Source organism: Mycobacteroides sp. CBMA 271, assembly GCF_009729205.1.
Classification (GTDB): domain Bacteria; phylum Actinomycetota; class Actinomycetes; order Mycobacteriales; family Mycobacteriaceae; genus Mycobacterium.
The window spans coordinates 329,579-345,989 of the sequence record NZ_VTHB01000003.1; the positions used below are offsets into that span (position 1 = coordinate 329,579).

Below are 16,411 nucleotides of genomic sequence, written 5' to 3' on the forward strand. Positions count from 1 at the left end.
CGATGGCTGAGATAGTGCTCGATCGGGTGTCCAAGACGTACGCGGACGGTTCCGCGGCGGTACAGGACGTCAGCCTGAGCATCGCTGACGGCGAGTTCATCATCCTCGTCGGGCCATCCGGGTGCGGTAAGTCCACGACGCTGAACATGATTGCCGGACTTGAGGACATCTCCTCCGGGGAGCTCAGCATCGCCGGCGAGCGGGTCAACGAGAAGGCGCCCAAGGACCGCGATATCGCGATGGTGTTCCAGTCTTACGCGTTGTACCCGCACATGACGGTGCGACAGAACATTGCCTTCCCACTCACTCTGGCCAAGATGAGCAAGGCCGACGTCAATGCCAAGGTCGAAGAGGCCGCGAAGATCCTGGATCTGACCGACTATCTGGATCGCAAACCTGCCAACCTCTCCGGCGGACAACGGCAGCGGGTGGCGATGGGCCGCGCGATCGTCCGCAGTCCCAAGGCGTTTCTGATGGACGAGCCGCTGTCCAACCTCGATGCCAAGCTGCGGGTGCAGATGCGCACCGAGATCGCGCGTCTGCAAAAGCGATTGGGCACCACCACCGTCTACGTCACGCATGATCAGACCGAGGCAATGACCCTCGGGGATCGGGTGGTGGTGCTGCGGGCCGGAAAGGTGCAGCAGATCGGTGCGCCTCAGGAGCTGTATGACACTCCGACCAACCTGTTCGTGGCCGGCTTCATCGGATCTCCGGCCATGAACTTCTTCCCGGCGACCCTTACCGATGTCGGTGTGCAGCTTCCCTTCGGCGAGGTGACGCTAGACGCCCAGGTGTACGCGGGCATCACCGCCAAGAAACAGTCTGGCGATGTGATCGTGGGCATCCGCCCCGAGCAGTTCGAGGACGCCACCCTGGTGGACACCTACAAGCGGATCACCGGGTTGACACTCACGGTCAACGCCGATGTGGTGGAGTCGCTGGGCTCGGACAAATTCGTGCACTTCACCACCGAGGGTGGGGCGGCCCATTCGGATGAGCTGACTGAACTCGCTCAGGAGGCAGGGTCGTCCGGGGGCAGCGAGAACGAATTCGTGGCACGGCTTTCCGCGGCATCGAAGGTCGTCGAGGGTCGGCCCATCGAGTTGATCATTGATACCGGCAAGCTGGTGATTTTCGACGCGGAGTCGGGGGAGAACCTCTCCCTCTCCGTCAATGACACTGCCGGCGAGTGAATTCTGACGATATCGTCCGCGGGGTGCGTGCGCACCTGGCCGGTCATTTCGCGGGTCTCGGTGCGGGGGAGCCTGATTCAGCCTCCGTCACGTTTCTGGGATCCGAACCATATGAGCTGCTGCGCTACGGCCCTGATGACGCCGGACTGTCGCATTTCGTGTCCCTTGGGGCTGCCCGATATCCCATGACGGATCCGACGGAGATGCTGGCCTCCGAGGATCTCGGCCCGCGGGCTGAGGTGCTGATCAGCCTGCGAGGCAGCGTGTTTCCCGGCCTGGCCCGATCTCTTGCGGTACTGGCCGCGTCGCCCGCGGTGGAAGGGCTGGTGCTCACCGAGGATGCGCTCGTCGATCTGGGTGAGCCGTTATGGGACGACCCGCAACGGCAGGCGTTCACCGCCGTATTGTTGCAGAGTAGCGATATCCCGGATTTCGCTCTGCCGGAACCGCTCTCACCCGTGCGCCTTATTGCGGCGGCGCCTATCACTGCCAATGAGGCCGCCTGGGTCCGGCTCAAGGGAGCCGATGCGCTGCGTGATGCTTGGCGGCAGGCCGGAATCGACATTTTGGACCCGGCGCGCGCCCACGCCCAGCCGTCCTGACAGGTCCGCTCGAGCGTGCGGTTTACGTCGGTTTTCGTGGGATTGTCAACACAATCCGCACACTCGGCCGTTGAGAGGGGAAGCTACAGCCAGCGGTTGCGCCGCAGTGTCCGGTACACGAACGTGCAGGCGCTCACCATGACCAACAACACCACCGGATAACCCCACGGCTGATGTAGCTCGGGCATGAAATCGAAGTTCATGCCGTAGATCCCGGCGATCATGGTGGGGACGGACACGATGGCGACCCAGGCGCTGATCTTGCGCATATCGGTGTTCTGCTGCATGGCCACCTTGCCGACGGCGGCATTCACCAGGGAGGTCAGCATCTCGTCGTAGCTCGAAATCTGGTCGGCGGCATGGGTCTGGTGATCCAGCACGTCACGCAGATACCGGCGGACTTCCTTGGTGATGAGATCATTGTGATCCTGCGTCAGCTTGCTCAGGGCGACCGAGAGCGGACTGATCGCCCGACGCAGCTCGACCACCTCGCGCTTGAGCATGTAGATGTGTTCGATGTCGGTGGCCGACCGCGGAGAGAACACGTTCTCTTCCATGGAGTCGATATCGTCCTCCACCAAATCGGAAACCTCGAGGTAGGAGTCGACGACACGATCGGCGATGGCATGCATGACGGCATAGGGGCCCAACCGCATGTGGTCGGGGTCGGCGTCCATCTGCGCGCGCACTTTCGCCAGCCCGCTGTGGTCGCCGTGGCGTACCGTCACCACGAAGTCGCCGCCGACGAAGATCATGATCTCGCCGGTCTCGACGATCTCGCGGGCCGTCGAAATTGATTCGTGTTCAACGTAATTGACGGTCTTGAGGACCAGGAACAAGGTGTCGTCGTACCGCTCCAACTTGGGCCGGTTGTGTGCGTGCACCGCGTCTTCGACGGCCAGTCGGTGCAGGCCGAACGGCCCAGCGACGGCTTCCATCTGATGTTCGTCGGGTTCGTGTAGCCCCACCCAGACAAACCCGCGATCCAGCGAGCGCACCTTCTCCAACGCGGCGGTCGGGGTGTACTTGCCGGGCAGCCGGACGCCGTCGACGTAGACGCCGCAGTCGACGATGGCGCGGGCCAGGGGAACCGGGATCCGTTTGGCGTCCGTCAGCGGTTCGCGACTGCGGATGGGCGAACGCAACGACGACGGATTGACCGACGGAAATCGCGCCATGATGTGGGCTCCCTGCTCGCAAACCAATCGTTCTCCGGAACCGTTCTGCGAGATGGTAGCTCGTGGTCCTGGGAGGGGCTGACCTAAGCCCGTTGCGGCCATGTCGGAGATGGCGGTGTGCCGCGCGGCGAATGTGAGCGCGGTATCAAGACTCAAGTATCTAGCAAACTGGAAACCGGGTTCTTTCAAGGAAGTTAGAACTGGACTCACCGGGTGGGCGGACGTCGCCACGTGTGTGGGAATCTGTCGACTTTCTCACACATTCAGCAAAGTCTGATAACACCGGTAACCAATCCAATCGTCTTCTGCGAGATGCGAACTGGCTGTTTTGAGTCTCGCGGGCAAAAGGGTCAACCAACTGTCGGCTGAAGAGTGAAATGGCTATTGAACAGCGCGTATATAGTCGCTTATGCGCGTCCTGCCGCGCTGGTTCTCGCGCGAGCGGCTAGCCGTACGAGGCTTCCGGGCCTAAGCAGGGGAATTTTTAGACGCCAAATTCAGAAATGTTAACTCTGTGTTAAACCGGATCTGGTTACCGATGGTGACTTGATACGTTGCGCCGGACACGTCGCCGAAGATGGGATGGCAAATGACGGATTCCGTGTGCCAATACGGGCATTCGCGGCACAATCACAGCTATCCATGTGCGGCTCCCTTGGCGGACAGAGAGGTGCTCCTGGGGAGCATCCCGGCATTCCGGAAAGACATCCTCAAGGCCACCAAACGTGGATGGGATCTCCATGGGGGCGTGGTGCGCTACCGGCTGGGTCCCATCGGCGTGTACTGCGTATCGGACTACACGCTCGCCACCGAGGTGCTGACAGATACGGCGGTCTACGGCAAGTTGGGAAAGACGAGCCCAGTGCGATTGCTTGTTGGTGAGGGCCTGCTGTCCATCGCCGATCACGACCGGTGGAAACGCAATCGCCGGATGATGCAGCCGATGTATGCCAGGAGTCATATCGCGGGGATGTGCGACACGATGACTGCCGCGGCCGCGGAGGCACTTGGCGATCTGTCTGTCGCTGGACGCGCCGCCGGAGCGGTTGACATCCACCCGATCATGACCCGGACGACTCTTGATGTGGTGTCACGGTGCATGTTTGGGCTCAAGGCCGCCGATGCGGAACTTGCCGTTACACCCGATGCTGTCGACGAAGTGATGACCTATGCCTTCAATCGGCAGCAGAACCCGTTCAGCCCTCCAGTGTGGTGGCCGAGCGCGACCAATCGCAGGTTCCGGGAACTGATGCGGGCGTTTGACGACTTTATCCATGGCCTGGTCCGGGACCGTCGGGAGAACCCCGGAGACCGGGGAGATCTGCTCGACATGCTGCTAGCCGCCAAGGACGCCGATACCGGTGAATCACTCTCGGACGCTGAGATTCGCGATGAGGTGATCACCACTTTCGCCGCGGGGCATGAGAGCACCGCGCAAACACTCACCTGGATCTTCTATCTTCTCTCCTTGAATCACGGAGTCAGGGCCGAACTCGAAGCGGAGTTGGATCGTGTGCTCGCCGGCCGTCTCCCGACGTACGCGGACTTGCCTGAACTCGCCTATACCTTGCAGGTCGTCAGCGAGGCCTTGCGGATCTACCCGTCTGCGCCGATCATTCCGCGGTTGGTGCTTCGGGATACGGTCCTCGGTCCTTACCGAATCCCCAAGGGCGCCCGACTGCTTATCAACGTCGTCAACATCGGGCATGACGGGAAGCGCTGGGCCGATCCGGACACGTTCGACCCGCACAGATTCGAGGGTGACAAACCCAGAGAAGCGCCCCATCGCGCCTACCTCCCATTCGGAGCTGGTCCTCGGATTTGCATCGGGAAACACTTCGCGCTGATGGAGGCGCAATTGATCCTGGCCGTCATCGCTCAGCGATTTCGGTTTGAACACGATCCGACGCATCCGGTGGAGGCAGAGGCCAAGTTCACTCTTCGTCCCAGATATGGGATGCGCATGATCGTCAGCGAGCGATAGCGATGTCACCGGAAAACCAACAACCCCAACGAATTTGACATGAAAGGCGCCCCATGACTGTCGCGACACCCACCACCGTCATCGGTGGGGTGAATGTGATCGACGCTGAATTGGCGGAATCGCTTCAACAGAGTCTGGCCGATGTCGAGCGGCGCTTCGCCGAGGAACTCGGTGACCGGGACGAGCGGGTGGTTGCCGCCACGACGTATCTGGCGAAGGCCGGCGGCAAGCGCTTCCGCCCCCTGTTCGCATTGCTTGCCGCGCAGTTCGGTCCGCGACCGCAGGACGAGAGTGTGCTGCTGGCCGCGACGATGATCGAGTTGGCGCACCTCGCCACGTTGTACCACGACGATGTGATGGACGAGGCTACCGCGCGACGCGGGAGCGCCGCGGCGAACATGGTGTGGGGCAATAAGATTGCCATCCTTGCGGGCGACTACCTGATTGGTCATGCCTTGCGTATCGCGGCGACTCTCGGGTCGCGGGCGATGCACGTGATCGCAACCACCTTCGCCGAGCTCGTCACCGGGCAGATGCAGGAGACGCTGGGAACTGACGATCCCGCCGGTGTCGAGGCCCACTACCTCCGGACGATCGAGTGCAAGACCGGGTCGTTGATCGCCGCGTCGGGTCACCTCGGCGCCCAACTCGCCGGCGCGCAAGAAGTGCACGTCGATCGTATCGAGAGCTTCGGCATGCGGCTCGGAACGATGTTCCAGATTGTGGACGACATCATCGACGTCTCATCCGCGTTCGAGCACTCAGGGAAGACTCCCGGCGCCGATCTTCGGGAGGGCGTCATCACGCTGCCGATCCTGTACGCGACCTACGACGAGGGGCCGGCGGGCAGGCGGCTGCGTGAGCTGCTCACTGGTCCTATCCGCGATGAACGGTTAATGGAAGAAGCCCTTTTCCTTATTCACGACGCGCATGGGGTGGAACTCGCTCGGCAGAAACTGGCCGGACTGGCCTGTCTTGCCCAGGCCGATCTGAGCTCGTTGCCGTCGGTGCCGGCCAGGGCCGCCTTTGCGAACCTGATCGATCACACCGTCACACGGGCGGCATAGCCATGGTCGAACTTTCCGGGCGCCAGCGTGCCGAAGCGTCGTGGCGGCACTCCGTGCGTATCCGCAGGCCCGAATTCCTTTCCAGCACTTTAGCGACGGTCTTGGTAGCCGCATTTCTGGCCGCCCAGTCGTGGCGGGACCTGTTCACGCTGCCATTCCTCGCGGCGGTGCTCGCCGTGATCCAGGGCGAGTGGGTCTGCAACATGGTGAACTGCCTGGCCGATCGGGAACAGGACGCGGCCCATAAGTCGGGGCAGGCCGATGCGGTTCAGTGCCTGGGGGAGAGCCGTATCAGATACGAGATCATGGGCACGACCGCGTTGGGCGTCGCGCTCGGGACGTACGTGGTGTTCGCAACCCGTCACTGGGATCTGTTGGCAGTCGGGCTGGTTGCATTGTTCTTCGGCGCGCAGTATTCGTTACCTCCGTTGCGACTCAAGGGCCGTGGCTTATGGCAGATCGTTGCGCTCAACGCCACGCTGACGTTAGTCCCGGGATTGCTCATCATGCGTTCGCTGCCATATCCGGTGGAATGGACCGCGGTGGTCGCGATCTTCGGTATGGGACTGACCCTCAACGGGATCATGATCGCCAAGACTGCCGAGGACATCCCCGAGGACGAGCAGTTTGGAGTGCGCACCAGCGTGCGGGCGCTCGGACTTGAGCGTTCTTTCGCCGTGGGGATCACGTTTCTATTCGTCGGCGGCGGCCTGATGGGTTGGGGCGCATGGCAACTCGCCGGCCCCTCATGGACTCTCGCCCTCTACGCGGCCACGGTATGCGCCGCCGCGCTGGTGAACGTCAGCATCCTGCAGCGGGTACGTGGCAAGCCGGTCTTAGAAGGGGTTGCCGTAGTCCGTTTGTACACAAGGTATTTACCGCTGTACGCACCTGTTCTGGCTTGGTCCACGCTGCTCCCGGCGATGCATGTGCTGCTCAGCAGGTAGAGAGGCGACCTCTTGCGCGTACCGACGAGTGTTCCTGAGCTGACTGGTGTGTCGAATCCTACGAAAGAGCAGCCGATGATTGATATGGACAAGGCGGAACTTGCCATTGCGGACTTTCTGGTGGCCGCGGGGGTTGATGAGGGGGAGCACACCCGCGAGACGCCGTCCCGAGTGGCCAGAGCGTGGCGGGAGGCCCTTACCGGCTATGAGGAGGACCCGGCCGTGCACCTGCGGCGTCAGTTCGAGGCGCCCGATGATCCGGGTCTGGTCATTGTGGCTGGTATCCGATTGGTGTCCACGTGCGCACATCATCTGCTGCCGATCACCGGCCATGCCACGGTCGCGTACCGCCCGGAGCCAGGCAATCGAGTGGTGGGCCTGTCCAAGTTGGCGCGGGTGCTGCATGGATATGCCCGCCGTCTGCAGGTGCAGGAACGGATCGGGTATCAGGTTGTCGAAGCGCTGCGAGCGGAATTGCGTCCGGTGGGTGCGGCGTGCGTCATCACGGCAACGCATGGGTGCATGGCGATGCGTGGGGTGATGGAACCGCACGCAGTGACCACCACGCACGCACTTGCCGGGCAATGGCGCCCAGAACACCCCGATGTACGCGCGGTTCTGGACGAGCACAACAAGAATCGTGAGGGGTAGCCAACGATGGCGACAACAATCACAACCGCAGAGATCGGCGACTACTACACGCAGACATGGCACCAGTATCGGCAGGTCTGGAGTGACGAATCCAGTTATGCTCTGCACTACGGGTTTTGGAGCGAAGACACGCGCTCGCACGCAGAGTCACTGTTAGAGGCTAACCGCAGGCTGCTCTTGGGTGTGTATCCGACTCCCGGGGCGCGGGTACTGGATGCCGGATGCGGTGTCGCGGGTACTGCGATGTGGCTGGCGCGCAATTTCGAAGTGACGGTGGACGGAATTACTGTGTCAGACAGTCAGATTGGCGTCGCCTCCGACCTCATTGCCGCAGCGGGCCTCGCTGACAAGGTCACCGTCGAGCGAAGGGATTTCATCGATACCGGGTATCCGGACGGGCGATACGATCTGGCCATCGCACAGGAAAGCATGTGTCACGCTCCGGACAAGGCGCGATTCCTGGCTGAAATGGCCCGGGTACTCAAGCCCGGCGGGCGCATCGTGGTTGCGGACGGATTTCGGACATCGCGCCCGCTACCGCCAGACGGCGAGCGAAGATTGAGCGACTGGGCGACGTGCTGGGCAGTGCCTGATCTCATCACGGCAGCCGAATTCGGTCGCTACGCAACGGCTGCCGGGCTCGTCGACGTGGAATGTCGCGATGCGACGACCAACGTCATGCGTTCGTCGCGTCGGATGCGAAAGCTGGCCATCGCCAAGTTGATTGTGGAGGCACCTACTCTCATCGCGCACCCTGGCCGCCGACAGACGCATGCCACCCGCAATGTCATCGGTGGCTTTCGGCAGGCGCGGGCGCTGCGCCGGGGCGATTGGATCTACTGCTTTGCCTCTGCGGTCAAGCCCGGTGGAGGGACCACATGACTCGCTGCGGTGCGGAACCGCGGTTTCTCGATACCGTCGATCCGGAGTTCCGATTCGACAGCGACGCAGTGGGGAATGCCCGCCGCCGGCATTGGTATGCCCGCACACCTCAGGCTCCGATGGTTCTCGGTCTCCCCGAATGTTATGAGCTACTGCGTAATCCAGGGCTTGTCCAGGACGGGCCGAGATTCATGCGGGCCCACGGCGTCGAGTCTGGTCCGTTCTATCGGTGGTTTGTTGCCACGATCCAGAACTCCACCGGTGAGACGCATTATCGGTTACGCAGGGTGCTTGGCCCCCTCTTACGCTGTCCCGAAAACGGTCAGCATGATCGTCACATCGAAGAGGTCGCGGCGAAGTTCGTAGAAGACATACCGGTCAACTCCGTCGTCGACTTCGGTTTCCACGCATCGCGATACGCCTCCGCGGTCCTATGCAAACTGCTCGGTATTGCAGAGACGGACTTCGATCGATTCTGGTGCCTCGCCCATGATGCCGGGCAGATCTTCGCGTGGACCGATCTGGTCTCCATTCGTGCGCGGCTTGATCAGGCCATCTCCGAGCTGAACCAGTTCATCGAGGAACTGGTGGACATCAAGAGCCGCAGTCCTTCTCGGGATGTCACGTCCGCTCTGCTTCTGGCGTCCGACGACGCCGGTTCAGCGGCTATGACGCGAACAGAGTTGGTGAACGCTTTGGTGTTCATGTCGTGGGCCGGACAGCAGTCGGTCGCCCGACAGCTCACGGAGGCCACTCGAGCCCTGTCGGCCCAACCCGAGCAGTGGGACGCTGCGGGAAGATCCGCGGCGGCAGCTCAGGGAGCCGTCGAGGAGGCCACCCGATGGGCACCCCAGATTGGCATGCTGTTCCGATTTGCTACGACCCGAATTAGCTTCCGAGACCTTGTGATTCCCCCGGGAACCTTGGTCTTGTTCTGCCCGCCCTCGGCTGCGCGCGACGCACGCCGCTATGTCGATCCGGACGTGTTCGACATATGGCGGAGGGAAAGGAACGGCTCATTGCTCTTCGGTCATGGGATCTACCGCTGTCTCGGATCAACCATCGCGAAAGCGGAACTTGAGCATGGTCTGGCCGCCCTCAGCCGACGGTTTGCGGCACCGACATGGTTCCCAGAGTGCGCCGATGCCGTTCCTACCGCGGCAGTGAACGCCAACAACTGTGCACCGGCGATGTTCCAGTCGAGGGAAGGTGGTGTGTGACATGGTCGAGTCGACCACGACGACAACGGGATTAGCTGAAAATGGCGAGCTGTTCGATCGCTACCGGTATCCCGACACGGCCGCCCCGTACGTGCGGGTCAGCTTCATCGCGAGCATCGACGGTGCTACCGAGATAGACAGTTTGTCCGGGCCGCTGGGAAATGCGGGTGACCATCGGTTGCTCGCGCTATTGCGCGAGATGGCCGACGTTGTGTTGGTGGGTGCGGGTACTGCCCGGGTCGAGCAGTACTCAACAGTGGCCGTGAGTCAGACCGCTGCCCTTGCGCGTCGGGCGTGCGGGCAGGCGCCAGTGCCCCCCATCGCGGTCGTCAGTGCCAGCCTGGATCTGGATACCTCCGGGCCGCTGTTCTCCGACCCGAGCACGCCACCCGTCGTCATCACCTGTGGTAGTTCACCGGTAGCGGCTCGGCGAGCAATTGCGGCGGCAGGAGGACTGGTAGTGCTGGCCGGCGACACCGCCGTTGAGCCACGGCAGGCCATCGCCGCGTTGGGCAGTCTCGGGTTGCACCGCATCTTGTGCGAGGGTGGGCCCACTCTCCTTGGTCATGTTGTCGCAGCGAGTCTGGTTGACGAGATTTGCCTGACCACTGCGCCGCTGCTGGTTTCCGGACCGTCGAAACGCGTGTGCCTCTCGTCGTTGCCGGTGCGTCAGCCCATGCGACGGATGTTTACGATCGACGATTGGGACGGCTATCAGTATTCACGTTGGATACGCGAACCCGGTCGATATCGCTAGCGTGACGAGCGACAGCCGGTGAATGCGTGGGATGGCCTGAGACACTGAAGTCGTGGCATTCGATATCGCGGTGTTCACCTCAGCTTTCATCACCCTGGTGGTCATCATGGATCCCCCGGGTGCGGTACCCGTGTTTCTGTCGCTGACGGGTCGGCTGCCCGCCGCGCAGCGACATCGCGCCGCCTGGCAGGCCCCGCTGGTATCGCTGACGGTCATTTCGATGTTCGCGATCGGCGGCCAGGCGATCTTGTCCTACCTACATATTGGTGTGCCCGCGCTGCAGGGCGCCGGCGGTCTGCTGCTCCTCATCACCGGCCTGTCGCTTTTGATGGGCGGCGCCACCAGTCAGAACGCCGACAGCGGGGTGAATGTGGCTCTGGTGCCGCTGGGCACCCCGTTGATGGCGGGGCCCGGAGCCATCGCGGCAACCATCATCGCGGTCCGCCAGGCCGAAGGTCAGTGGGGTACGTACCTGGCCATCGCTGCCGCGATCCTCTGCGTGCACCTGGTGCTCTATCTGACGCTGCGATTCTCGACGCTGCTCATCAGGGTGCTGCGTGAGGGCGGAATCATGCTGTTGGCCCGGGTGGCGGGTCTGTTACTGGCCGCTATTGCGGTGCAGATGATCGCCGAGTCGGTGCGCGGATTCGTGGCGGGCGCGTAACGGTCGTTTCACACGGTGAAGCCATGACGGCGTGAGCCGTGCAGGCCGGGGGCCACTTGCCCCCAATTCGGGGTCGAGCCGGGCGAGGTTACTCGGGAGTCGGACTGTCCGGTAGCAGGCAGGACCAGTAGCCTGACGCGGTGACCGCATCCGACGTCGTCGTAACCGATGAAGAGATCTTCGAAGCACATATCGATGGAAAGCTGTCGGTAGAGCTCAAGTCGCCGCTGGATACCCAGCGTGCACTCTCGATCGCCTACACCCCCGGCGTAGCGCAGGTGTCGCGCGCCATCGCCGCTGATCCCAGCCTGGCCAAGAAGTACACCTGGGCGCATCGCCTGGTTGCGGTGGTCAGCGACGGCAGTGCGGTGCTGGGGCTCGGCGACATCGGCCCGTCGGCGTCACTGCCCGTCATGGAGGGCAAAAGTGCCCTGTTCAAGACCTTCGCGGGGCTCAATTCCATCCCGATCGTGCTCGACACCAAGGATCCCGACGAGATTGTTGAGACGCTGATCCGACTGCGCCCGACGTTCGGTGCCGTCAACCTGGAGGACATCTCGGCCCCACGTTGTTTCGAGATCGAACGCCGCGTCATCGAGGCGCTCGACTGTCCGGTGATGCACGACGACCAGCACGGCACCGCGATCGTGGTGCTGGCCGCGCTCATGGGCGCGTCACGAGTGTTGGGCCGCGACCAGAAGTCGCTCAAGGTCGTGATCTCCGGTGCGGGTGCGGCGGGCGTCGCGTGCGCCAATATCCTGCTGGCGGACGGCATCACCGATGTCACCGTGTTGGATTCCAAGGGCATCGTGCACACCAGCCGCGACGATCTCAACGAGTTCAAGGCCGACCTTGCCGTGCGTACCAACCCGCGCGGTCTCGTCGGAGGGCAGGCCGAGGCATTGGCGGGAGCCGATGTGTTCCTGGGCGTTTCGGCCGGAAAGGTCGATGAATCGCTCATTGCGACCATGGCCGACCAAAGCATCGTCTTCGCGTGCTCCAACCCAGACCCCGAGATTCATCCGCATGTTGCCGCCAAGTACGCCGCCATCGTGGCGACCGGACGCAGCGACTTCCCGAACCAGATCAACAATGTGCTGGCCTTCCCCGGTGTGTTCCGGGGGGCGCTGGACGCCGAGGCCACCAAGATCACCGAACGGATGAAAGTGGCTGCAGCCGAGGCGATCTTCTCGGTTGTGGAACCGGACCTGGCGCCCAACAAGATTGTGCCCAGCCCGCTGGATCCGCGCGTCGGCCCTGCCGTGGCCGCGGCTGTCCAGGCTGTTGCCCACGAGATCGACTAAACGTTTGACTTCTCGTGCAGGGGCGGCGGGGCTGCTGATTGCGGTAGCGGTGCTGTCCGGCTGCTCCGGAACCCCTGGTCCTGCACCCTATTTGACGGTGGTGACCACCGCCGACCCGCAGCATCTGGTGCTCGCGCATATCTATGCGGCGGTGGTGAAGGCGACCGGTATTGACACCAAGGTGCGGGAGAGTGTCGATCCGGTGGGAGAGTTAGACACCGGGATCGCGAGTGTGGCACCGGGATTCACCGGAGGAGTGTTGCGCCAGTTCGCGCCTCAGCAGCGGCCAAGCGGTGACGCGGAGGCCACCTACACGGCCATGATCGCGGCGCTACCTGCCGGCGTGGCCGCCGCCGACTACGGCACCGCCGAAGATCGCCCCGCCGTGGCCGTTCCGGCCACCGCGGTCAGTGTGTCGGCCAAGCCCACGCTGGCCGGTCTCGCGCGCCATTGCGATGAACTGGCGCATGCCGGCCAGGTGGGTCAGGGACCCGTGCCCATCGCGCGCATCGGCACCTGCCCGACGGGTAATCCGCGGCAATTCACTGGCACCGGAGAGCTTTTCGCGGCGCTCACCCGTGGAGATATCGCGGTTGCTTGGACGTCTACCGCCAATCCAGCCCTTCCCGCCGACGGAGTTACCGTGGTCGACGACGAGAAGGACTGGCTTCCGGCCAACAATGTGGTGCCGCTCTACCGGCGCAATGAGCTGTCCGAGCCGCAGGTGCTATCGCTCAATAAGGTTGCCGGCGAGCTGACCACCGGGGAGTTGGCGACGATGACGCGTGAAGTCTCCCGCGGTGGCGACCCCCGTCGCGTGGTGGACACCTGGCTGGGCGATCACCAGATCCTGCTGCGTTGACGCCGTTAGGTCTGTGTTCCTGCTGAGTTACTCAGCAGGAAGTGCTGGACCTACGAGGGGATGCCCGGAGATGTGGGCCAGATCGACGCTGTGGACACTCCGCGGCAGGAAATCGGCGGTATCCAAGTTGGGCCCGGTCTGATCATCGGGCTCGGCGAATGCCGGCGCAGCGGCGAAGGCCATAATCCCGCCGGCGAGTGCGGCGACGGCAATGCCCGAAGTGATGCGGCTGATGGTGCTCATGATGTTCCCCTCCGTGGATGGTGCTCTGGTGGCGTGCGCGTGCAGCGGACGCCACCTTCCATTTGACCTGATGACTCTGTGAATTCAGTAAAAGTTCGGCTTGGAACTGGATCCGAGCACACCCCTCGACGCTCAATCGTGACTTGACCTGGCTATTTTGCGCGTGATAGTCACATCTGACTATGGCGATCCCACTAGGCCCCAATGTTGCGGCCACTGCACCTGCACGTATCGGCGAGCTTTACCCGGATGACCAGCCGGGATTGCGGCTGCCGTATGGGGTCGAGGGCTGGGCGCGGCCCGAGCTCGCGCCTGTTGTCCGGACCTTCGAGTGGATGTTCACGAAGTATCGCCTGGGTGGCGGTGGGCTGAGTGTCTATGTGGACGGCGAACCCGCGTTGGACATCTGGGCGGGTGCGGCTGCCGCCGGGCAGGGCTGGACCCGCGATACCGGAGCGCTCGTCTTTTCGGCGTCGAAGGGCATCGCCGCTACCGTCATTCACCGCCTGGTAGACCGTGGCCTGCTCGCCTACGACGCCCCGGTCGCGCGGTACTGGCCCGAATTCGGTGCCAACGGCAAGTCGTCGATCACCGTGCGGCAGGTGCTGGATCACCGCGCCGGACTTTCCCGCCTGGACGGAATCGTCTGCCATGCAGAGGAAATCGTCGATCACGAGCTGATGGAACAGCGCCTGGCCGCGGCGCCCGTCGACAAGTTCTACGGCAAGCGGGCGTACCACGCGCTCACCTTCGGCTGGCTGCTTGCGGGTATGGCGCGTGCGGTCACCGGGCAGGACATGCGTGAGCTGTTTCGTACCGAAATCGCCGAACCGCTTGGGGTGGAAGGGATTCACCTGGGTCGCCCGCCGCGCACCTCGCCGACCAAGGCTGCATCGATGTATCCGTTCCTGGAATCTGTTGTGAGCAAGCCTCTGGTGGGCCGGGTGCTGCCGACGGTCATCCGTGCCATTGACCGCCTCCCCGGTTTCGAAGGCGCCATTGGGACGATGTACGAGCCTGGAATGGAGCGGATCCTCGCCGATGACGGCACCTTGAACTCAGCGCTGTACGACATGCAGGCGCCCGCCGCCAACGCGGTGGCCACGGCGTCCTCGCTCGCCAAGATGTACGCGGCCCTCGCCGGCGGCGGCACCGTCGACGGGCGCGAGTTCCTTTCGGAGGAAACCGTTGCCGGACTGTCTCGTAAACCCAATCTGGCCATCGATCACACCATCGTGTTCCCCATGGGAATGCACCTCGGATACATGTCGCTGCCGATGAGAGGTTTCCGCAGCGGGTTCGGCCATATCGGACTTGGCGGTTCGATGGGATGGGCTGATCCCAAGCGCCGGATCTCGGTCGGCTTCACCCATAACCGGCTACCCATGACGATGGCACTCGACCAGATCTCGTTCGCGTTCCTGTGGCCGCAGATCGTCAAGGCCGTCGGCTGAGGGTGCGCGTGTCCTGACATTGCTGCGGACACCCTTGTCTTAACGTCAAGTACCTGGTACTCAGTGTTACATGGCACAACCGCACGGCCTTGATGACGGGGCCGCAGAACCGTCACCTTCGCAGTTCGCCTACCCGCCGCTGGAACGCGGTATGGAGCTGCCTGCGGGGGTGCATGGGTGGGCTCGCCCCGAGTTCCGGGGAGTCGTTCGGGTCTTCGCGCTCGCCTTCACCCGATACCGCGTCGGGGGCGGCGGTATCTGCGTGTACATGGATGGAGAACCCGTACTCGATCTGTGGGCGGGTACGGCGCAGAAGGGCCACGAGTGGACTCGTGACACTGCCGGGAACATCTTCTCGGCGTCCAAGGGGGTCACCGCGACGATCATCCATCGACTGGTGGATCGCGGGCTGCTCGAGTACCACCAACCGGTCGCACGATATTGGCCCGAGTTCGCGGCCAACGGTAAGGGCGCGATCACGGTCGACGAGATCCTGTCACACACCGCGGGTCTGTCGCGGCTGACGGGTGTGGCGCACAACTATGAGGAGATGTTCGATCCGGACCTGATGGCGGATCGGCTTGCCGCCGCACCCGTCGACAGATATTTCGGGAAGCCCGCCTATCACGCGCTGTCCATCGGCTGGCTGATGGGACGGCTCGCCAAGGCCGTCACCGGCAAGGATCTGGAGGAGCTGTATCGCACCGAGCTGGCTGAGACGCTCGGGGTTGACGGCATCTACCTGGGGCGCCCGCCTGCTGACGCGCCCTCCGAGTCTGCCGCGCTCACACCGTATTTGGATCGTGTCGCGCGGACCGGGTTCATTCGCCGCACCGCCCCGCCCGTCATGGGGATGTTGGACAAGATCCCCGGGGTTAAGGGTGCGGCGTCAACGCTGTATCAGCCCGGTGCGGAAATGCTGTTGGCCGATGACGGACACGCGAGCGCCGCGGTGATGGATCTGCGCTGCGGTGCGGGTAGCGGCTGTTGTACCGCACCGGCGCTGGCCAAGCTGTACTCCGCGCTGGCCGGTGACGGCAGCGTCGGTGGAATACGCCTGCTTTCACCGGAAGTCACCAAGGGGCTGGGGCGCAAGAACAGCTACCGGATCGATCATTCGTTGGGACTTCCCATGGGTTGGCATCGCGGCTACCACTCACTGCCGATTCCCGTCATCGGTGGTGGCTTCGGGCATATCGGTCTGGGCGGTTCCTTCGGTTGGGCCGATCAGAAACGCAAGATCTCCGTGGCCGTGGTGCACAACCGGCTTCCCAGCACGATGGTCTTCGATCAGACCATCATCGGTACCTTCTTGCCGTCGATTGTCCGCGCGGCGCGGTAACTCTCATTGCCGAGTAGACGCTTCTTACACGCGCATGCCGGGGATTTCGTGCAAGAAG

Annotated in this window: 16 protein-coding genes; 14 read left to right on the top strand and 2 right to left on the bottom strand. The window is 63.1% G+C overall.

The window, feature by feature from the left end:
* Positions 1-2 precede the first annotated feature (2 nt).
* Entirely contained in the window at positions 3-1,196 is a 1,194-nt protein-coding gene (locus FZI91_RS10345; protein ID WP_155938903.1) for an ABC transporter ATP-binding protein, read from the top strand.
* The gene (locus tag FZI91_RS10350; RefSeq protein ID WP_162525782.1) at positions 1,193-1,798 is read left to right on the top strand and encodes a suppressor of fused domain protein; all 606 of its coding nucleotides are present in this window, start codon (positions 1,193-1,195) and stop codon (positions 1,796-1,798) included. Before FZI91_RS10345 ends, FZI91_RS10350 begins: the two co-directional genes overlap by 4 nt.
* A gap of 83 nt (positions 1,799-1,881) precedes the next feature.
* Here FZI91_RS10350 and corA read toward each other — a convergent pair whose 3' ends face one another.
* Positions 1,882-2,976 (bottom strand): magnesium/cobalt transporter CorA, encoded by a 1,095-nt coding sequence (gene corA, locus FZI91_RS10355; RefSeq protein WP_155938904.1) that lies wholly within the window; start codon positions 2,974-2,976, stop codon positions 1,882-1,884.
* Positions 2,977-3,565: 589 nt separating this feature from the next.
* Here corA and FZI91_RS10360 point away from each other — a divergent pair.
* The 10 genes from FZI91_RS10360 (at position 3,566) to FZI91_RS10405 (ending at position 13,314) form a co-directional block, all read left to right on the top strand.
* Positions 3,566-4,960, top strand: coding sequence for a cytochrome P450 (locus FZI91_RS10360; protein WP_162525781.1), 1,395 nt, complete (start codon positions 3,566-3,568; stop codon positions 4,958-4,960).
* A 53-nt stretch (positions 4,961-5,013) separates the two neighbouring features.
* Positions 5,014-6,027 carry a polyprenyl synthetase family protein gene (locus tag FZI91_RS10365; protein WP_155938906.1) on the top strand — a complete coding sequence of 338 codons (1,014 nt, stop codon included), beginning with the start codon at positions 5,014-5,016 and terminating at the stop codon, positions 6,025-6,027.
* Between the two features lie 2 nt (positions 6,028-6,029).
* Positions 6,030-6,974: a prenyltransferase gene (locus FZI91_RS10370; RefSeq protein ID WP_155938907.1), complete on the top strand. Its 945-nt coding sequence runs from the start codon at positions 6,030-6,032 to the stop codon at positions 6,972-6,974.
* Positions 6,975-7,049: 75 nt separating this feature from the next.
* Positions 7,050-7,625, top strand: coding sequence for a GTP cyclohydrolase I (gene folE, locus FZI91_RS10375; RefSeq protein WP_155938908.1), 576 nt, complete (start codon positions 7,050-7,052; stop codon positions 7,623-7,625).
* A gap of 6 nt (positions 7,626-7,631) precedes the next feature.
* Positions 7,632-8,507: a methyltransferase domain-containing protein gene (locus tag FZI91_RS10380; RefSeq protein WP_155938909.1), complete on the top strand. Its 876-nt coding sequence runs from the start codon at positions 7,632-7,634 to the stop codon at positions 8,505-8,507.
* Positions 8,504-9,727 carry a cytochrome P450 gene (locus FZI91_RS10385; protein WP_162525780.1) on the top strand — a complete coding sequence of 408 codons (1,224 nt, stop codon included), beginning with the start codon at positions 8,504-8,506 and terminating at the stop codon, positions 9,725-9,727. Before FZI91_RS10380 ends, FZI91_RS10385 begins: the two co-directional genes overlap by 4 nt.
* 1 nt (position 9,728) lies before the next feature.
* On the top strand, positions 9,729-10,484 hold the full coding sequence (locus FZI91_RS10390) for a pyrimidine reductase family protein (RefSeq protein ID WP_155938911.1): 756 nt from the start codon (positions 9,729-9,731) through the stop codon (positions 10,482-10,484).
* 52 nt (positions 10,485-10,536) lie between these two features.
* Positions 10,537-11,148 carry a MarC family protein gene (locus FZI91_RS10395; RefSeq protein ID WP_162525779.1) on the top strand — a complete coding sequence of 204 codons (612 nt, stop codon included), beginning with the start codon at positions 10,537-10,539 and terminating at the stop codon, positions 11,146-11,148.
* A 140-nt stretch (positions 11,149-11,288) separates the two neighbouring features.
* Positions 11,289-12,452 (top strand): NADP-dependent malic enzyme, encoded by a 1,164-nt coding sequence (locus FZI91_RS10400; protein ID WP_162525778.1) that lies wholly within the window; start codon positions 11,289-11,291, stop codon positions 12,450-12,452.
* 4 nt (positions 12,453-12,456) lie between these two features.
* On the top strand, positions 12,457-13,314 hold the full coding sequence (locus FZI91_RS10405; protein WP_203448789.1) for a glycine betaine ABC transporter substrate-binding protein: 858 nt from the start codon (positions 12,457-12,459) through the stop codon (positions 13,312-13,314).
* 27 nt (positions 13,315-13,341) lie between these two features.
* On the opposite strand, the gene FZI91_RS10410 is transcribed toward FZI91_RS10405, so the two are convergent.
* Positions 13,342-13,557, bottom strand: coding sequence for a hypothetical protein (locus tag FZI91_RS10410; protein WP_155938912.1), 216 nt, complete (start codon positions 13,555-13,557; stop codon positions 13,342-13,344).
* A 182-nt stretch (positions 13,558-13,739) separates the two neighbouring features.
* Between FZI91_RS10410 and FZI91_RS10415 the strand changes: the two genes are divergently transcribed.
* Both FZI91_RS10415 and FZI91_RS10420 read left to right on the top strand, forming a co-directional pair.
* Entirely contained in the window at positions 13,740-15,011 is a 1,272-nt protein-coding gene (locus FZI91_RS10415) for a serine hydrolase domain-containing protein (protein ID WP_155938913.1), read from the top strand.
* A 70-nt stretch (positions 15,012-15,081) separates the two neighbouring features.
* On the top strand, positions 15,082-16,353 hold the full coding sequence (locus tag FZI91_RS10420) for a serine hydrolase (protein WP_155938914.1): 1,272 nt from the start codon (positions 15,082-15,084) through the stop codon (positions 16,351-16,353).
* Positions 16,354-16,411 lie beyond the last annotated feature (58 nt).